Annotated in this window: 15 protein-coding genes; all 15 read right to left on the reverse strand. The window is 36.3% G+C overall.

Annotated features, from left to right (window positions below; genetic code table 11):
- Nucleotides 1-237 precede the first annotated feature (237 nt).
- The 15 genes from CLU97_RS16110 to CLU97_RS23745 all read right to left on the reverse strand — a co-directional run bounded on the left by CLU97_RS16110 (nt 238) and on the right by CLU97_RS23745 (nt 17,735).
- Nucleotides 238-3,102, reverse strand: coding sequence for a M16 family metallopeptidase (locus tag CLU97_RS16110; RefSeq protein WP_121488832.1), 2,865 nt, complete (start codon nt 3,100-3,102; stop codon nt 238-240).
- 155 nt (nt 3,103-3,257) lie between these two features.
- On the reverse strand, nt 3,258-3,944 hold the full coding sequence (locus CLU97_RS16115) for a hypothetical protein (RefSeq protein ID WP_121488833.1): 687 nt from the start codon (nt 3,942-3,944) through the stop codon (nt 3,258-3,260).
- 187 nt (nt 3,945-4,131) lie between these two features.
- A complete protein-coding gene (locus CLU97_RS16120; RefSeq protein ID WP_121488834.1) occupies nt 4,132-5,466 on the reverse strand; it encodes a trigger factor in 1,335 nt (444 codons plus the stop codon).
- Nucleotides 5,467-5,605: 139 nt separating this feature from the next.
- Nucleotides 5,606-6,190: a hypothetical protein gene (locus tag CLU97_RS16125; protein WP_121488835.1), complete on the reverse strand. Its 585-nt coding sequence runs from the start codon at nt 6,188-6,190 to the stop codon at nt 5,606-5,608.
- An 18-nt stretch (nt 6,191-6,208) separates the two neighbouring features.
- Complete coding sequence (locus CLU97_RS16130) at nt 6,209-8,602, reverse strand: TonB-dependent receptor (RefSeq protein ID WP_121488836.1); 2,394 nt, start codon at nt 8,600-8,602, stop codon at nt 6,209-6,211.
- Nucleotides 8,603-8,851: 249 nt separating this feature from the next.
- Complete coding sequence (locus tag CLU97_RS16135; protein ID WP_228437745.1) at nt 8,852-9,208, reverse strand: hypothetical protein; 357 nt, start codon at nt 9,206-9,208, stop codon at nt 8,852-8,854.
- Between the two features lie 146 nt (nt 9,209-9,354).
- On the reverse strand, nt 9,355-11,283 hold the full coding sequence (locus CLU97_RS16140; RefSeq protein WP_121488837.1) for an ABC-F family ATP-binding cassette domain-containing protein: 1,929 nt from the start codon (nt 11,281-11,283) through the stop codon (nt 9,355-9,357).
- A gap of 175 nt (nt 11,284-11,458) precedes the next feature.
- Nucleotides 11,459-11,671 carry a hypothetical protein gene (locus CLU97_RS16145; protein ID WP_121488838.1) on the reverse strand — a complete coding sequence of 71 codons (213 nt, stop codon included), beginning with the start codon at nt 11,669-11,671 and terminating at the stop codon, nt 11,459-11,461.
- 37 nt (nt 11,672-11,708) lie between these two features.
- Nucleotides 11,709-12,443, reverse strand: coding sequence for a hypothetical protein (locus CLU97_RS16150; protein ID WP_147436498.1), 735 nt, complete (start codon nt 12,441-12,443; stop codon nt 11,709-11,711).
- Between the two features lie 268 nt (nt 12,444-12,711).
- Nucleotides 12,712-14,052 carry a T6SS phospholipase effector Tle1-like catalytic domain-containing protein gene (locus CLU97_RS16155; RefSeq protein ID WP_121488840.1) on the reverse strand — a complete coding sequence of 447 codons (1,341 nt, stop codon included), beginning with the start codon at nt 14,050-14,052 and terminating at the stop codon, nt 12,712-12,714.
- A gap of 149 nt (nt 14,053-14,201) precedes the next feature.
- Nucleotides 14,202-14,879, reverse strand: a complete 678-nt coding sequence (locus CLU97_RS16160; protein ID WP_121488841.1) for a response regulator transcription factor — start codon at nt 14,877-14,879, stop codon at nt 14,202-14,204.
- On the reverse strand, nt 14,848-15,615 hold the full coding sequence (locus CLU97_RS16165) for a sensor histidine kinase (RefSeq protein WP_228437747.1): 768 nt from the start codon (nt 15,613-15,615) through the stop codon (nt 14,848-14,850). Before CLU97_RS16165 ends, CLU97_RS16160 begins: the two co-directional genes overlap by 32 nt.
- Nucleotides 15,616-15,629: 14 nt before the next feature.
- Nucleotides 15,630-16,253, reverse strand: coding sequence for a hypothetical protein (locus CLU97_RS16170; RefSeq protein ID WP_121488842.1), 624 nt, complete (start codon nt 16,251-16,253; stop codon nt 15,630-15,632).
- 17 nt (nt 16,254-16,270) lie between these two features.
- A complete protein-coding gene (locus tag CLU97_RS16175; RefSeq protein ID WP_228437749.1) occupies nt 16,271-17,050 on the reverse strand; it encodes a hypothetical protein in 780 nt (259 codons plus the stop codon).
- Between the two features lie 64 nt (nt 17,051-17,114).
- Nucleotides 17,115-17,735: a DUF5715 family protein gene (locus tag CLU97_RS23745; protein WP_183084587.1), complete on the reverse strand. Its 621-nt coding sequence runs from the start codon at nt 17,733-17,735 to the stop codon at nt 17,115-17,117.
- Nucleotides 17,736-17,883 lie beyond the last annotated feature (148 nt).

The raw sequence follows: 17,883 nt of genomic DNA on the forward strand, positions 1-17,883 counted from the left end.
TTAAATTCGAGTTAAAAAATTTAAATATTACAAAACAAAAACAAATTGTTTATTTTATATTAATTAAAGTGGTTTTCAATTGAAAAAATTCATTAATTATTTAAAACAGACTATTTAAAAATAATTACACCTCCTCCATTCCACTAACAAAATAGATTAATAAGCCTTTATACTATCCTTTTAAAACAAAAAAACCGTTGTAAAATACAACGGTTTTCTTATTTTGACTAAAAAATTTTAATTAGCAGCTCCTGCTTTTACAGTCGCAGTTTCTACTTTTTTAGGTTCATCTTTTTTAGCTTTTTCCCAGCCGTCTTCCGGCATTAGTGTTGCTACAATTCTTCCTTTTGTAAGGTATTTTTTAGCAACATCCTGAAGATCTTTTACAGTAAGTGCTTTTACTTTATCCTGATAATTAAGGATGTCATATTTATCACTTCCGTCTAATTGGTTTTTAGCAATAGCATTCATCCAGAACATATTGTCTTTAAGTTCTGTTTTATTATCATTGTATTCTCCTTCTTTGTACTTATCAAGATCTTTCTGCTCAGGACCATTGTCAATAAGCTTCTGAAGCTCAGCAAGAGCACTTTTTGTTAGTTTATCTGCATTTTCCGGACCACACGGGAAGTTGATTCCAAAACTATAAGTTCCGTAGGGTACTTTGTTCATTCCTCCTCTTGCACCACCGCCGTAGATACCGCTTTCATCTTCTCTTAATTTTTCTATTACCTTAATGGTAGCCACTTCCCCAAGGGCAGATAATGCTAAGGCATCTTTTTCATTGTAAGGTGCTTCTCCACTGTATGAAATTGAAACCATACTCTTTGGATCTTTCCCTTTTTTGTACACTTTGGTATAATCTCCGGTAATGGTTCTGTATCCTGTATCTTTGAACATGGCTGGCTTTCCTGATGACGGAAGACTTGCAATATACTGCAGAACCTGATCTTTAAACTTGACCTCATCTATATTTCCTACAAAATAAAACTGGAAGTTTCCGGCATTGGCAAATTTCTCTTTATAGATATCATATGTTTTTTTATAGTCTGTATTGGCCCAGTCCTTTTCCAATGGAAACAGTCCGATGAATCTCGGATTTTTCTGATTCATGAATTTTGCGTGCTCATTGGAGAAATAAGCCTGAGGATTTGACAACAGGTTACTTAGCATTGCCGACTGCTTTTCTTTGTAAGCATTAAAGGATGCCGGATTGTAATTTAAGCTTGTAAAATAAGCATACACGAGTTCCATGGCAGTTCCCAGATCCTTTTGAGTGGTTCTTCCGGACAGCCCTTCATAAAGAGGCACTATCAAAGGGTTTACGTTTACCTGCTTACCCGCAAGATAATTGGCAAGATCTGCTTTGGAGAATCCTCCTACTCCTGCTTCCGACAGTGCGGAGAAAGCAAACTGTGTTTTGTTGTAATCAGCATCAGGAATAAGAGAAGTTCCTCCTAAGCTTCTTGCTGTAAATACAATTTCGTCATCTTTAAAATCAGTTTTCTTGAAAGTCACTTTAGCTCCGTTGCTTAATGTCCAGGTTGTTGTTCCTAATTTAGCATCTGTTTCTGTTTTGGCAATTTTTCCTTCAGATTTGAAAGGCTTTATTAAGTTTTTGATGGTTTCTTTTTCTTCATAAGGCTTAAGGTCTGCCATTTTCACCGCATCAAATGTATTCAGAACCATTGCTTCTGTAGGCATGGTTACATTGTCTTTTTTAGGCCCTGTAATTACAATCACCCTGCTGTCATCTTTTACCATCTTTTTGATGATTTCATTGGTTTGTGCAAGGGTAACGGATGGCAGGAAAGATTTTGTATCTTCATATTCCCATGCAATTCCGGGGATGGGTTCCTGCTCCAGGAAGTTTCTTACATATTCCTCTACCAGCATACCGCTTTCTGTTTTATCTTTATTGTTATAAGATCTTTCAAGGTTAGAAAGCACCTGGGATTTTGCTCTGTCCAATTCAGACTGGGTAAATCCGAATCTTTTTGCTCTTTCCACTTCTTCCAAAAGAACTTTCAGCGCATTCAGCTGATTTCCTTCCTTTACCATGGCAAATCCCTGGAAAGCTTCTTTGCTTCTTGCATAAGTTCCCCCATGGTATACGGAACCGAAAGTAAAAGGCGGGTTGGTAGAGTTAATCAGTTCTCTCAGCCTGTTATTCAGCATCGTGGTTGAAAGATTTTCTATAAGGCTCTGATTGTATTGCTGAACCGTTACATCCGGTGTGTAGGAATCTGCATCTTTCATGATGAACTGCACCATAGAGTTGGTAGCATCCGGATCTGTTTCAATAGCTACCAGTGTTTCTTTATGATTCGGAAGGTCAAAAGATTTTCTTTCTCTGGGTTTTGAAGGATTTTTATATTTGCTGAAATTATCTTTGATTTTTTTCTCAATTTCATCTACATTGATGTCTCCTACTACTACAATTGCCATCAAATCCGGTCTGTACCAATCCTGATGAAATTTTCTGACTACATCAGGTTTAAAGTTTTCCAGTATTTCTTTTTTCCCGATCGGAAGCCTTTCTGCATATTGAGACTTATATAAAAGCTTGGGAAGATATTTATCCATCATCCTTTTATCTGCTCCAAGACCTAATCTCAGTTCTTCCAGTACTACTCCTCTTTCTTTATTGATCTGTTCGTCTGAAAGGGTTGCATTAAATGCCCAGTCTTCCATCACTTTTAGTCCGGCATCCAGATTTCCGGGTTTATCCAAAGGAACCGGAAGCATGTAAACGGTTTCATCAAAACTGGTATAAGCATTAAGGTGCTGCCCGAATTTTACTCCGATAGACTGTAAAAAGTCTACTAGTTTATTATCGGGAAAATTTTTGGTTCCGTTGAAGTTCATGTGCTCCATAAAGTGGGCCAATCCTCTTTGATTTTCGTCTTCAAGAATAGATCCGGCATTAATGGCCAGACGGAAATCTACTTTTTTTTCTGGTAAAGTGTTCTTTTTGATGTAGTACTTCATTCCGTTGGAAAGGGTACCGATTCTTACGGACGGATCCACTGGGATATTCTGTCCAAAAGCGTTCGCAGACATCAGGAAAATGACTGCAAATGAAGATAATACTTTTTTCATGGTTATTTGATTTTATTTACAGGCTTAAAAGTATCAATTCTTCACAAGGTGAAAAAGCAGGATCTGAAAAATGTATAGTTAAATTTGAGTTAAAAGTATTAAAATACCAAAAAACCGGGAAATTTCCCGGTTTTTATCTCTTAAAAAGTGATTTTTTACTTAAAATCAGCATCCGTAACTCCGGAGTTGATAACCACTTTTGTCGTTTTTATGGTCATTTTCTGGCCTGCTCCTTCAGCTTCTACTTCAGCAGGAAACTGTAATCCGTCTACAGTCATATAGCTTTTGATAGTTGCATTTCCTTCACCTGCGCTTGTTTTATACAATAACCCTGTAGCTGCATCGAAATAAAACTTTCCTTTGTCAGAAGACAATACATTGTAGTCTTTACCATCTAATTTTTCTGTAGATACTGTCTGGAAATTAGAGGCGTCAAAAGCCAGCGCATCAATTGGTTTTCCTTTTTTCAGCTCCGCAATTTTGTCAGCCGGGATGTCTGTTTTAGTTCCCATCTGATCAAAATATCCTTTCTCACCGTCAAAAAGCTGAACCATTTCTTTCCCCATCAGCGATTGTACAGACTTGAATTTATTTCCTAGTTTCTTAGTGGTCATTTGGATTTCCATTCCCTGTACAGAAACTGTGTTATCAGTAATGGTAGATTTTACAGCGTCCAATTTATCTTTTCCTCCTAGAGCTTTGAAATAATTATCCACAACTTCTTTAGGTGTCAGTTTTGATTTTACAGCTTCTGTTTTAACAGTTGCAGCCGCTTTCTTCTGAGCTGCTGCCGGTACTGAAAAAAGTACAGCGCAGAAAAACGGAATGATGATCTTTTTCATATTTATAATAAAGTTTATTGGGTAAATATAGGAATATTGGCGGACATAGAAATAAGTAATGAGTAATGAATGATAAATGATAGATGGTAAATGATTGGTGATGATGAATTACTCTTTAGGTATGGATATAGAAAAAGAAAAACCGCCAAAGAATTGACGGTTTTCAAATATTTATATCTGAGTATAATTATTTCTTAAGTTCTTCTAAAAATTCGTCGTGAGAAATTTTAGTTTCTTTTTTGCTGGCTTTTTCAAGAATTACATCTTTCAATTTAGCCATAGCTACTTCAGAAGAAATTTGTCTTACCTGCTCCTGGTCTTTCAACATTTCAACAGCATATTTCTGGATTTCTTCATCACCCAGGTGGTGGATTCCGTAGATTGCCAATTGGTTTTTCACCAACTGCTCAGCCTGAGCCAATACATCAGCATAATCCAGGTTGATTTCGTTATCAGTCATCAATTTACCTTCAATGATCTGGTATCTCAACTGGTTTTTCTCAGCTTCAAGAATTTCTTTAGCCTGTACTTCAGACTGGATGTTCTGGTTAGAGAATAATAACCACTTCACAAGGAATGTTTCAGGAAGTTTTACTTCTTCTTTCTCAGTTACCTGCTCTAATACCTTATTCACAAAGTGAACATCAGCATTTTGCTGGAAGTACTCGTCTAATTCAGTTTTCACTTTATCTTTAAGTTCATCTTCAGACTTAATGTTTCCTTCTCCGTATACTTTGTCGAATAACTCCTGGTTAAGCTCAGCTAAGTTTAATGAATAGAAATCTTTTACTTTTACTTCTAATTCATTGTGGTGTAGGTGCTCTACTTCTTCTTTGCTGAATCCTAATTCTTTAGCTAGTTCTTCGTCACCTGCAAGAGTTTCTTTTGTTACTTTTACAGAACCTTCCATTTTCAAACCTTTTACCAATTTGAAAGCTTCTTTGTTTTCAGCGGTAATGGTAAGGTTTTTTGGGTGGTGGTGGTGCTCTCCTTCAGCATCTTCTTCCACAACCTGAGAAACTTCTAAAGCAATGTAAGAATCTTTAGTGATTTTATCTTGAGGAACCTGCTCTGCGAAACGCTTCTGCATGTTTTCAATACTCTTGCTGATTTCTTTTTCAGAAGCTTCTACTTTGTAATGAGGAGCTTCATATTTAGCTAAATCTATAGTGAATTCAGGCTCATATCCTACTTCGAAAGCAACTTCTAACTGATCAGCATTGTAATCCAATTCGTTTACTGGCTGAGGAACAGGCTGACCAACTAATCTTAGTTTATTTTCATTAACATAGTTGTTTAAAGCATCAGAAACTTGTCTGTTGATTTCTTCAAATGCAATACCTGCTTCATATTGTTTTTTAACCATACTCAAAGGCACTTTCCCTTTTCTGAATCCAGGAACTTGCGCATTTTTAGCATAATTAATCAACTGCTTCTCTACTTTTTCTTTGTAGTCAGATTTTTCCAATGTTACTGTAAGCAATGCACTTACGTCATCATGGTTTTGTGCGGTAACCTTCATTATTGATTAAAATTTTAGGTTGCAAAAATATGAATTTTTTATGAAAATCACCCATTTAAAATCAACTTATAACGCCAAATATTGTTAAATAAAAAACCACCGGGAAATTCCGGTGGTTCAAACAAGATTAAAGGATATATTAATTAATAATATTATAGTTGGCCTGTGCGTCTGTTTCTCCTCCTGTATGGGTTCCGTAGATCACTCCGTTTCCACTTACCGCAGAAGCTTCAGAAACCGTTACGGGCTCATGGAATAATGTAAGAACCAGCTGACTAGGCGCTGATGCGTTTTTCACAGCTGTATTTACAACCCATTTTGTTTTTAGTCCAACACGGCTTCCGTCTCCTCTGGTAGAGCTGGAATCATCGGTACGGGTTAGTGTAATATCAGAATTAGGAAAATTGTAGACTAAGAAATGTTCATCTTTTGCGTCTTTTATTTCCTGAGTAGCATCTTCGTCCCCATTTTTGAAAATAACTTCTACATTATAGGTATGGCCATTAATCAGTTTAACATTAGGATTCGTTGTGCTGTTCACCTGATAATCATATACTACCGGAGTTCCTGTAGCTACATCCGTTACTCTTAAGAGAACATCGGAAAGTTCTTCCTGAGGAAGGTCATCTGCTTCATCATCACTTCTGTTACACGATGTTAAGCTTAAAGCAACGGCAAAGAAAAGTCCTAAGATAAGAGTAGTATTTTTAAAAATATTTTTCATGTTTTTGATTTTAAGTAATTAAAATTGATATTTAAGAGTTACAATAAAATTTCTCCCCATTTCGTTGGAAAAGAAACGAAGTCTGTTCAGATAATCTCTGTAAGACTTATTGAATACGTTTCGAACTGAAAAATCAATTCCGAAATTTTTAGACAGATTCACCCCTGTCTGAAGGTTCCAAAGCGAATATCCGCTTGGAGGTGTAGAAATATCGACTTCTTCATTATAAGCATTTCCGTCTGAATCAAATAATCTGATTGGAACATTATAAACAGGAAATCTTGTCTGTTTCAGATACGTGTTGTTACTTACGCTGAAATAGAAATTTTTCCATTCTTTTTTATTGAATTCCAATGAATTATTAAAATTCGGAGGCATCATCAGAATAAGCGGTACATTATTAGTGGTATCCTGTCCATAAACATAAGATCCGCTTCCTTTATAGGTAAGATTATCTGTAATTTTAAGCTGTGCATCAATATCTAATCCATACATTTTTGCATTGATCTGCTGATAACTGTATATTACAAAAGCTCCTCCCCACTGGGTATTTTGATAGCCTGTAGGAATCTGATTGATGAAATTCTGAGTATAAAAGAAATAAGGGTTTACGGAAATATTCAATCCTTTTAAGACATTTGCTTTCACATCTGCAACCAGATTAAACTGATTTCCTGTTTCGCTTTTCATTCTCATATCTCCTCTTTCAATAATGGCTGCAGAATGGTGAAGCCCATCTGCAAAGAGTTCTGCAATATTCGGAGACCTTGAGACTCTGGCGTAATTAAATTTCAGGTTAAAATATTCGGACGGATGATAAACCAGTCCTCCGTTTACTGAAATATTATTATACGTTAATGATGGCTTGGTAAGAATTCTGTTTTGGTTTATTCTTACCACAAAATTTGAATAATCTGCTGCATAAGTCTTATTCCAGTCGCTCAGATCATACCATTTTGTTACTTCATAATGATCATAATCATATCTGCCTCCCAGTTCAAGATCCAGCTCAGGTGATATTTTATATTTTAATACGGAATAAATTCCTGCATAATACCTGTCGTAGTTCGGGACAAGACGTCTTGCCTCAGTCTGCGTATTGGAATAGTTGTTCTGATACCCGGCATTAATTCCCGTTTCAAGATTCCAGTTTCCTCTTTCTATCAGGTGGTTCACATTCAGATCATTGGTAATCAGTTCAAGATCCAATGCCGGTTTTTTGCTCAAAGCTTCTGTACGTCTGATATCATATTCTTTTCTGTGATTGTACTGGAAGCTGTAAGTAGCCGTTATCTTTCCAAAATTTTCAAACCTTTTGTAAGCTGAAACTTTAGCAATATGATGTTCAATTTCCTGTTTAGGATTATCAATATCATAACTAAAATCTCTCTGATAGATTGGTTCCGGTGAGGTAAGAGCATTGCGCAGATCCTCAGAATTCCCTACGTGAGAACTTCTAAGAATGCCGACTGTACTTTTGGTGAGATAATAATCAAATGAAAAGCCTTTTTCAAATGTCATTTTCTGTACCCCGAAGTTAAATCCCGAACTCTCAATCCCGGTATTCATCAAGCCATAATCCGGAGCTTCCAGATCTCCCAGTTTTTTATAGCTTCCGTTGGTTTTGATGGCCCAGCCATTCTCCCATGTTTTTGCAAGTTTTACATTAAGATCGGCTCCTCTTCCGTTTGAAATTCCGGAAAGGGAAACACTTCCCATAATGGTATCTTTCTTAGGTAAAACCTGCGGCTGCAAAACAACGACTCCACCTACCGCTCCGGCTCCATATTTCAGAGCAGATGCTCCTTTGATGACATCAATATGCTCAAAATTATTAACATCTACATTGGGTGCATGCTCTACTCCCCATTCCTGTTCGGCTAGTTTTACCCCATCATTAAGAATGGAAACTCGGCTTCCATATAGACCATGGATAATAGGTTTCGCGATATTATTACCCGTCTTAAGAACATTAACACCGGAAATATTGGTTAATAAATTCCCTAAGTTTTCGGAAACATTTCTTGAAAGCATAGTTTTATCAAGGGTTTTCACCACCATGCTTCCATTGTTCTTGTGGCTTCCGTGAACAGTCACTGTTTCAATGTCTTTGACGTGATGCTCCAGCGTAATAACCAGATGTACATCCTGATTGACTCTTATATTTTCAGTATAATCATCACAATCAGGATGCTGTGCAATGAGTGTATACTTCCCTGCAGGAATTTTGTCAAAAGAAAACTGACCTTTATTATTTGTTTTGGCTGTAAAGCTCCCGATTTTAATCACCGCATTTTCCAGCAGTGTTTTATCATGAAAATCATGAACGGTTCCTTCTACAGTATAAGTTTTTTGTGCACTTGTAAATACTGATCCACAAAAGATCAGCAGCAGGCAATATATCAATTTCATTGTAAATAGATTGATTGCGCACCCTTTTCAATAGGGTACATTTTTCGTTAAAATTTGTGGGATTGGGTTAGTTTAGCTGTACAATGTATTAATGATGAGAAACTAGAAGTTAGAGGTTAGAAGCTAGTAACTGAATGCTCTTTAATTATGCATTGCAGACGATCAGTTGTTCTTCCAACAACCTTAAACTTTAAGCGTTAAACATTGAACATTAAAGTATACAACTTTAAACCCAATAGAATCTAAGAATTATGAAAGTGCGGGCGGTCCCCGAAGCTGAAAAGTGAATTTGGTCTGTGACCAGATTTTCTCCTGAATGGCGATGATTTGTTTTACTTCATGGCTGTAATGCTCAAAAGTAAAACTGAATTCTTCAGGAGCTAATGTATGTCCGGTAACCAAAAAGTGGCAGGCCAGACAGTCGCCAGCTTTCTCTTTAGTAACGGCTTTCGTCATCGTATTGTCGACTTTTTTAAGATTGAAAGCCTTAAAATAATCTACCGAATCATGATGGTGAAAGCTTTGAGAAAGCAGCGCGAGGAAATACACTCCAAACAATAGCTTGGAGATAAAACTCTTTAAGTTTCTGCTTTCTTTAATAATCATGGTTCAAAATTATGAAAATAATTTAATTGTTTGCTTAAACTTTCATTAAATTACTTAACAACTATTGATAATATGTAGAAATGAGTACGTGTTTGTTACAAAAAAAACTTCATAATTTTTAGTTTATGAAGCTTTTATATTTTAGTTTAATCCAGTTGAGTTCCAAGATATTCCCACTCCTGCAAAGCGACATTCAGTTCTTCCTTAGCTTTATTGTATTGTTCTAAAGTTTCGTCTGAAGGGTTTTCTTTGGCAAAAGAAGCTTCCATTTCCTCTACTTTTGTTTCAAGCTCGGAAATTTTTTCTTCTACTTTCTTGATTTTATTCTGAATATTTTTCTGTTCTTTACTTACAATGTTTGAAGATGGGTTGCTGCTCACTACAGGCTTCACTTCCACTTTCTTAGGCTCTACCTTTACTTCGCTGTGAAGTTTCGCTTTTTCTGCAGAAATCTCCCTGATGGTTTCCTTTTGTCTGTATTCAAGATATTCGTTGATATCTCCCAGGAATTCTTTCATTTTCCCATCACGGAATTCGTAGATCTTATCACAAAGTCCCTGAAGGAATTCTCTGTCGTGCGAAATTACAATTAGAGTTCCCTCAAAATTCTGCAGCGCCAGCTTGATAATCTCCTTAGACTGGATATCAAGGTGGTTGGTGGGTTCGTCCATGATCAGCGTGTTGAAAGGACGAAGCAACAGTTTACAAAGTGCCAGACGGTTTCTTTCTCCTCCGGAAAGTACTTTTGTTTTCTTGGTAACGGCATCTCCCTGGAAAAGGAAAGATCCTAATAAGTCTCTTACCCTTGGTCTTGTTTCTTCCGTTGCAGCATCTTCTGCTTCTTCCAGAACCGTTTTATTAGGGGTTAACACCTCTTCCTGATTCTGAGCAAAATATCCGATGTTGACGTTATGCCCAAGATTCCATGTTCCGGAATAATCTTTAATATCTCCTGCTAAAATTTTAGCCAACGTTGTTTTTCCCTGTCCGTTTTGTCCTAAAAGAGCAATTCTGTCTCCTCTCTGAACAATAAAGTCTACATCATCAAAAATCTGTTTCTGGCCATAAGCTTTTCCTAAATTTTCAGCTTCAAAAATAATTTTACCAGGAACCATAGACTGTACGAAACGGATATTGAATTTTGAAACGTCTTCATTATCAACCTCGATACGTTCTATTTTATCTAATTTTTTAATAAGTGACTGCGCAAAAGATGCTTTGGTAGCACTTGCACGGAACTTATTAATATTATCTTCCATCTGCTTGATCTCCGCATCCTGATTCTTTTTAGCCTGAATCAGCTTTTCACGGCGATCTTCTCTCATTACAAGATATTTCGAGTAGTTGGCTTTATAGTCGTCAACTTTTTTATTATTGATATCAAAAGTACGGTTACAAACCGCTGTCATGAACTGTTTATCGTGACTTACCAGAACAATAGCTCCCGGATAGTCTTTCAGGAAATTCTCTAACCATATGATGGATTCCATATCCAGGTGGTTGGTAGGCTCATCGAGAAGCATGATGTCATTCTTCTGAAGAAGTAATTTTGCCAACTCGATTCTCATTCTCCATCCTCCGGAAAATTCATCGGTAATTTTTTGAAAATCATCAGCTTTAAATCCTAGACCGAATAACACTTTTTCCATGTCACCTTCAAGATTGTAGGCATCATGGTTCATTAGAAGGTCATTCAGTTCGGTCATTTTATTAATCAGATCCGTATAAGAATCGCTTTCATAGTCAGTTCTCACCGTCATCTGGTGATTCACCTCTTCAAGCTCATTCTTCCAGGCGTTGATCTGTTCAAAAGCCTGCATTGTTTCAGCCCAAACCGTTCTTCCTTTCACAAAGTCAAGATCCTGTTTAAGGAAACCAATGGTAACGCTTCCTTCAGTCACTACCTCTCCTTCGTAGAAATTAATTTCTCCGGACAGCATTTTCAATAAAGTGGATTTACCCGCTCCATTTTTTCCTACGAGACCAACTTTATCATCTTTTTTAATGGTAAAATTGACATTTTGAAATAAATAATTTCCTGAATGATGTAATCCTAAACTTTGAACCGAAAGCATCTTAATTAATAATTAGTAATGAATAATGAATTTTCGGGTGCAAAAATACGGAAAAAGAAATGAATAGCCCAGAAATAAAAATAGCCGTCCAAAACGGACAACTATTTTATTTGCATATAAACTGATTTTTATAAGAAATTTATCCTGGTGTAAGCGGTGGTGTTTTCTGTCCCGCCTATACCATTGCAATCATTTCTACAAGAGTTGCTTCGGCTTCTTTATATTTCACCTGTTTGATCCCGTGGTTAGATCCTATTGCAACCTGCAATTCGTTCAAGGTCTTCGCTTCTGACATTGTGATGGGTTTACTTCCATTTTTAATACTGATCTGGTATTCACAAGTGTCTGAAAGTTTATCTGCTTTTTTAAGCCATTCTGAAACTTTCATAATTATTTTGTTTTAGTGATTTGGATGTAAAATGTTTCTATTTATTGAGAAGCTGTATCAAAGATTGCCCTGCAGGTACAGGATCTACAGGAGCTGCTCCTGGACTGCTTGTTATACCATATGTTCCCGCAACAATTTCCAGATCATATTCTATATTTCTCGCACTGAACATAAATTGGCATCCTGATGTTGTAGTATTACCAGCAACAGATCCTGAATAGGTATTGGACTGAGCCGCCAATAAAACTATATTTTCATTAGGCTGCATATTCACCTCTCCTTTTGCATTACATGTAAATCCACAAAAAGGCTGAAACCTTCCATTTACTTTTCCTGCAATGCCAATAGTGAGAGCAGGGGTGCCTGCGGGTCTTTCATTTCTTACATTAATTGTTCCTTCAGGAGCGCTTCCATTAGTAGTAAATGAGCCATCCGGATGGAAAACTAAGGATGTACCTAAAGAAATTTCCTGTGATAATGCCTGCATCTGAATGGTTGTATTAGGCTGAATAACTTCTTTATTGAAAACATATACTTTATATTGAGGTTCACAATCTATTTCCGCCATACCGAACATCTCTGTAAAGTTCATCGCAAACCAAGTTGGTACTCCTGAAGTGATTTGGTTAGGACCAGTTGCTCCTTTATACCCTAAAAGCTGGTATCCGTTTGCCTGCAGGTATTGTAAAATGCGTCTTTGATCAGCGGATGTAAAATCAAAATTAATTGAGTATATCATAGTTCCGGGTCTTTGAATCAGTGTCTTTTCCATTGTTTTAATCTTTAATGTTCTTACTCTTTTTGAGATTAGGCTTTTCAGAATACGCCTTTGTTCAGTTTTTATTTTGAAGCTTCGCGAAATGAACAACTCAAAGTAACGAGAATTACAATCCATAAACTACAGTATAAAATACCAAATTTAAGATTCAGTAATTATACCCAATTGATTATAAAACCATTACAAAGAAAAGGAGACACCGAATGATGTCCCCTAACCTAAATTTAAAACTGAGAAGTGTTGCACTGGTTCTTTATTTCATTTAATGTGAAGTAATAACTGCTGGAGTTTTTATAATTGAACGGACCCAGATATCATTATTAGGAACACTGGTTCCATAAAGAAAATCTGCAACAAAGCTGTCTTCCGGCAGATGAAGTTCCACAGAAAGTCTTGTCTGGCTGGTTTGATCAACAGATGTACTGCTGGAAACATTGAGCCCGTTGTTAATCATTTCAATATTAATTTCCTGCTGCGATCTATTCCTGAAACTATGACTATACAATCCGAAGTTGGCTGAAATATGGGTATAATCTGCAAATTTTTCAAAATCATATATTGGCTTTTTGTTTACAGAAAGATCTTTTATATATTCTTTCATTTTAATATAAAACCGATTGAGAAAAGCATGTTTATTATAATCCGTTCCAAAATAGGCATAGTTTTCTGTACTAAAAACAGATAATATTTCATTGGTTTCCTCCATCATCAGCTTTCCATATACTTTAGAAAGATCATTATATACTTTATCCCTGCATACATATGCTTGGGAAAGACCATTAGCCGTTTCAACTTCGTAGCCTGAAAGCAAAGCATTCCATATTTTATTTCCTTCGGGATTGGTTTTTGCATTTCTGATATCTGAGACATAGCAGTGTAAATCATCTACATTCATGAAATCTGTAGAAATATAAACAGATTGCGGCCCTTCCAGATACCCTCCTCCCACATCGGCATGGTCTCCCGGCACAAAAATTTCTTTCCAAATGGACGACTGATTTTCCGTTTTCTGATCCTGCATGGTCTTCGAGTTTTCAAAAAAACCTGTTAGTGGGAAAAAGAATCGGCTTTCATTGATGGCACAGATATGCAAGGCATTTTCTACCTGTACAGGAATGTTCAGATTATAGGTATTAAAAGGTTTGGATTCTACTGTATCAAAAGCTCCTAAAAATTTTATTTTATAATTTCCTGGAGAAAAATGAGTCAAAAGCTGGTTACAGAAAGTTCTTGCTAACATTCCTCCCCTTCCGAATCCATAGATATAAAAATGATATTCTTTGGTTTCGTCATGAGTAATATCCTCCACAAAATCTCTGACTTTCTGAAGTTTATCATCCGAAGAATATCCTATGCCATAGGGCGGATTTGCGCATGTTGCCATCGCAAAATTACTGTCTTCACTACCTGTTACGGTTCCTATTCCTTCGATATATATTTTTTTATCTCCAATAAATAAACTGTATAATTTGTAGATATTGCTGAAGGTACCATAATAGCTTTCATTATTGTTCAGTGGTTTATCCGCTGAAAGAATATTGACCCCATTATTTCCTGTACCGTCAAAGAAAATCCCGACGGAAATCACGCTGCTGCCATTCATGTTTTTACTTTAATTTTTTATTACAGATCTTGTTTGTGTTTTTTCAACTAAAATCCCTAAAAGAGACATTTCAAAATAACAGAAGAAAAACAAGGATCGCTAGAGTGGAAAGTACCAAATAAAAAATTCCGTATTTCTACGGAATCACATTATATTTTTTCAAGGGAGTAAATATTATTGACAATGGCATAAATGACTATTCCCACGGTATTTTTGGCGCCAATTTTTTCGAGAATACGCTGCCTGTGACTTTCCACCGTTCTCGGACTTATGAAGAGTTTTTCTCCTATTTCGTTGTTGGTAAATTCCTGACAGATGAGTTTTACCACGTCTTTTTCTCTTTCGGACAGCTCATCTTCGGTTTCAAAAAGCGAATTTTTCTTGGCAGAACTGTTCATATAGGTAAACAGCATCTGGTGATCTTCTGCGGTAAAAAAGACTCCATTTTTGTCAACCATTGTAATGGCATCAATAAATGTTTGCTTGTTTGAATTTTTAGGAAGAAATGCAGACACACCTAACTTTACCATATACCCGAGAATTGAGGTTTTATAATGGGATGACAGGATAATAATTTTAAGATCGGGATATTTTTCTTTCAGGATTTCTACCAGCTCAAAGCCATTCATAGGTTTCATCTGAACATCTACGAGAGCCATATCAGGAAATTCATCTTTTGAAAGTTTTCCGAGGTCTTCTATAAAATCGAGGCCATTATCTGCGGTAAGGCATACCGATATATTTTTTTCATTGGACAGCAACATTTTCACCCCTTCTAGGATCAGCTGTTCATCATCAATCAGTGCTAGTTTGATTTGGGAACTCATGATATTTTGGAATTTTTATAATTAAACGACTTCCTTTATTCGAAAATGTTTTTTTCCATTTGTGTGTTGCGTTCATAGATTTGATACGGGATTCTATATTTTTGATTCCCATTCCTTTTTTTACTTCTTCATATTCAAAGCCTTGTCCGTTATCCGAAATTACCACTGCCATATTTTCAGGATAATCTTTAATATAAATCCAGAGATCTGTAGCATCAGAATGCTTGATCACATTGGTAGTAAACTCCTGAATAATCCTGTACAGCTGTACTTCCACAAAAAGGTCTTTCTTTTCATAGCCCGGCATTACCTGCAAGGATATATTAATTTTATGGGAGAGGTTGGCTATTAATTCTTCAACGTATAGAACCAGTCCCACCGATTCCAGGTTTACAGGGTACAATGAATGAGAAATGCTTCTGGCGGCATCAATCAGGGAAGACATCTGACCGTAGATGTTTTTTTTAATCAGCTCATCTCCCTGCGTATCCAGATTATTCAGCCATAAAGAAAGAATATTAAGACGGTTTCCGATGTCGTCATGAATCATTACCGCAATTCTTTTCCTTTCTTCTTCCTGTGCTTTAATATTTTCCAGCACCAGTTTTTTCTGATGCAGTACTTCCGCCTCATGCTGTACATTTTTTTCCTTTATAATTCTGGTAATAAACGCCCGGTAGGCTAGCAGAATAAAGGATACTATAATTGCTATGGTAACAATTATAAGGATCAGCAAATTGATATTTAAAGTTACTTCTTTAATCTGACAAAAGTATATAAAAATGAACAGTACAAAATACTCGAAAGAATATTATTGGCACTGAGAATAGTATAATAATCGTTTTCCGACAGCTCTGCAATCTGGTGCTGAATAATAAATATAAATACCGAAACAGAATAGTAGAAAAAAATACTTGCATCTACCAAAAGAAAACGGTTCTGTGCAGAGGTATTCTTAATCTCACGAATGAGGGTAAATCCGGAAAGACAGATGATGATGATATTGGAAACTACTTTCGCAATATCTGCATTGGATGGGTAATCAAACCCATATTTTGCAACCATAAAACCTCCTGCCAGTATCCCTACAGTCCAGAGAACAACTTTTGGCCAGTCCAGTTTTCTGATGAATAAACCTGTGAGCAAAAAGAACTCTCCTGCAATGTACAAGGGATAGAGAAATGAAGTATCATTAAGTTTGAAGATATAGGGCAGAGCCAGATTCAGCAGTTCAATAAAAAAAAGAAAAGCAATACAATGAAAATATTGCTTTTCTTTTGAGTTTAATATGCGGTATTTTGCTGCTCCCAGCAGTATAACAGATAGAAGCAGTGCATAATTCAGGAATAAAATTGCCTTATAAAGTCCAGCCATTCCTCAGTTTATCTTTTTTAAAATTCACATCCTACGTCTACATCCGGGATACGGCAGATAGGAGGACATGGTTTTGCCCAGTCATATGTATTTGAAATAGTCTCCGCTCCCAGCTCTGCATTTTTAAGATTTTCACGGAAAGAGATGAAGATAAGAGTTACCAGCATCTTTCCGTAAATATCATTGTATTTAAGCCCGAAAGAACAGGTAATTCCTGTTAAGCCCGCATCATCAAGGCAAAGATCTGCTGTAGGAACATAGAATTTTCTGAAAATCCCTGCTCCTGAATTTTCTCCGCACTCTTTATAGAACCAGTCCATCCCTTCGTTTCTCCAACGTTCAATAGCTGTTACGGCTACATCCTGCTCAAGAATTGGGGTATTGGAAATTGGGAAAGCCATATTAGAGTCTTTCTCAGCTTTTTCTAAATCTTTAGAAAGAACTGCATTTTTAACCACTGTATATTCCTGGATTTCCTGAAGTCTCAGGTCTTTGTCTAGTTCGGTAAGGAAGCTGTACGGATATTCTTTGACATCTATTTTTACTCCTTCGTTATTCATAGGATAAAGAATAAGAATCAGTCGATCTCTATACACTCCTATTGCTGAACAAAAGTCTTTATACTCCCTGAAACCTCTCATCCACTCAAGATGTTCACTGGAAATATTAAAAACATAGTTGGTGGGAATCAGCTTTTGTAATTTTGAAAAATCGGAACAGTAAGCTTTCCATTCACCGGATGCAGCTCTGCATTCTTCTACAGGCAGCATATAGTCTACAATGTTTAATGTTGACATAAGCATAGTTTTTAGTTGTATAAAAATATATAAACTAAACATGCTATGCAAGAAAGATTTTTAATTAATAATTTTTCACTGTAATATGATAACAGCTCTGTTGCCTTTCTTTAATGAAATATATTCTACCGGCATTCTGATAATGCTTTAAAACTTTCTCCAAGGCTATTTCCATCTTCGGGTTGTACTTCAGAACGTTGTTGAATCTTATATAAGAAATATCAAAAGAGTTCCCATAATTATGAGAACTAATCCCTAATGATGCATTTGAATTGACTCTCCTCAGCCTGCATTGGTCTTCAAGAGTTCGGGTAATGGAGGAAACGGTGAATGTACCTCCTTTTGTGTCTTTACTGAATTTGGAACCTATTTTCTCCAGGGTAGTTTTTGCTTTGGATACCATATAAGCCCTGCTGTAATCCAGCCTCTGAACCTGGTATCCTTTTCCTGATTTTTTTATTTTGTGGAATTTTCCGTTACTGATATATTTCTGTACGGTCTTGGAATCTTTAAGGAGCTGTATTCCGAAACTTTTGGAGGCATCAAGGTGAGGTTTGTAAAGCGGTGTAGCTTCAACCTTCAATACAGTAGAAAGATCATAGCAGGGAAAAGCTTTTTTGGCTGCCTGCGAATAATGTAAACTATAAATAAAAGGTACAAAGACCACACAAAAATACTTTCTCATTCACCATCCTTTTAAATTACAAACGAAAGATAAAACATTTATGTTATATCTTTCAAAGCCGACTATAATGCTCTATAAATAAATCCCAAACAAACTTTACACCAAATTATAGATTTTACAATTATTGTTCACTCTTTTTCGAAATATT

It is taken from the genome of Chryseobacterium sp. 7 (genome assembly GCF_003663845.1).
In the GTDB taxonomy this organism is placed as follows: domain Bacteria; phylum Bacteroidota; class Bacteroidia; order Flavobacteriales; family Weeksellaceae; genus Chryseobacterium.

Excerpts from the sequence above, each read along its gene's own strand:
- CLU97_RS16110 (WP_121488832.1), bottom strand. The coding sequence starts at position 3,102 with ATGAAAAAAGTATTATCTTCATTTGCAGTCATTTTCCTGATGTCTGCG.
- CLU97_RS16115 (WP_121488833.1), bottom strand. The coding sequence starts at position 3,944 with ATGAAAAAGATCATCATTCCGTTTTTCTGCGCTGTACTTTTTTCAGTA.
- CLU97_RS16120 (WP_121488834.1), bottom strand. The coding sequence starts at position 5,466 with ATGAAGGTTACCGCACAAAACCATGATGACGTAAGTGCATTGCTTACA.
- CLU97_RS16125 (WP_121488835.1), bottom strand. The coding sequence starts at position 6,190 with ATGAAAAATATTTTTAAAAATACTACTCTTATCTTAGGACTTTTCTTT.
- CLU97_RS16130 (WP_121488836.1), bottom strand. The coding sequence starts at position 8,602 with ATGAAATTGATATATTGCCTGCTGCTGATCTTTTGTGGATCAGTATTT.
- CLU97_RS16135 (WP_228437745.1), bottom strand. The coding sequence starts at position 9,208 with ATGATTATTAAAGAAAGCAGAAACTTAAAGAGTTTTATCTCCAAGCTA.
- CLU97_RS16140 (WP_121488837.1), bottom strand. The coding sequence starts at position 11,283 with ATGCTTTCGGTTCAAAGTTTAGGATTACATCATTCAGGAAATTATTTA.
- CLU97_RS16145 (WP_121488838.1), bottom strand. The coding sequence starts at position 11,671 with ATGAAAGTTTCAGAATGGCTTAAAAAAGCAGATAAACTTTCAGACACT.
- CLU97_RS16150 (WP_147436498.1), bottom strand. The coding sequence starts at position 12,443 with ATGGAAAAGACACTGATTCAAAGACCCGGAACTATGATATACTCAATT.
- CLU97_RS16155 (WP_121488840.1), bottom strand. The coding sequence starts at position 14,052 with ATGAATGGCAGCAGCGTGATTTCCGTCGGGATTTTCTTTGACGGTACA.
- CLU97_RS16160 (WP_121488841.1), bottom strand. The coding sequence starts at position 14,879 with ATGAGTTCCCAAATCAAACTAGCACTGATTGATGATGAACAGCTGATC.
- CLU97_RS16170 (WP_121488842.1), bottom strand. The coding sequence starts at position 16,253 with ATGGCTGGACTTTATAAGGCAATTTTATTCCTGAATTATGCACTGCTT.
- CLU97_RS16175 (WP_228437749.1), bottom strand. The coding sequence starts at position 17,050 with ATGTCAACATTAAACATTGTAGACTATATGCTGCCTGTAGAAGAATGC.
- CLU97_RS23745 (WP_183084587.1), bottom strand. The coding sequence starts at position 17,735 with ATGAGAAAGTATTTTTGTGTGGTCTTTGTACCTTTTATTTATAGTTTA.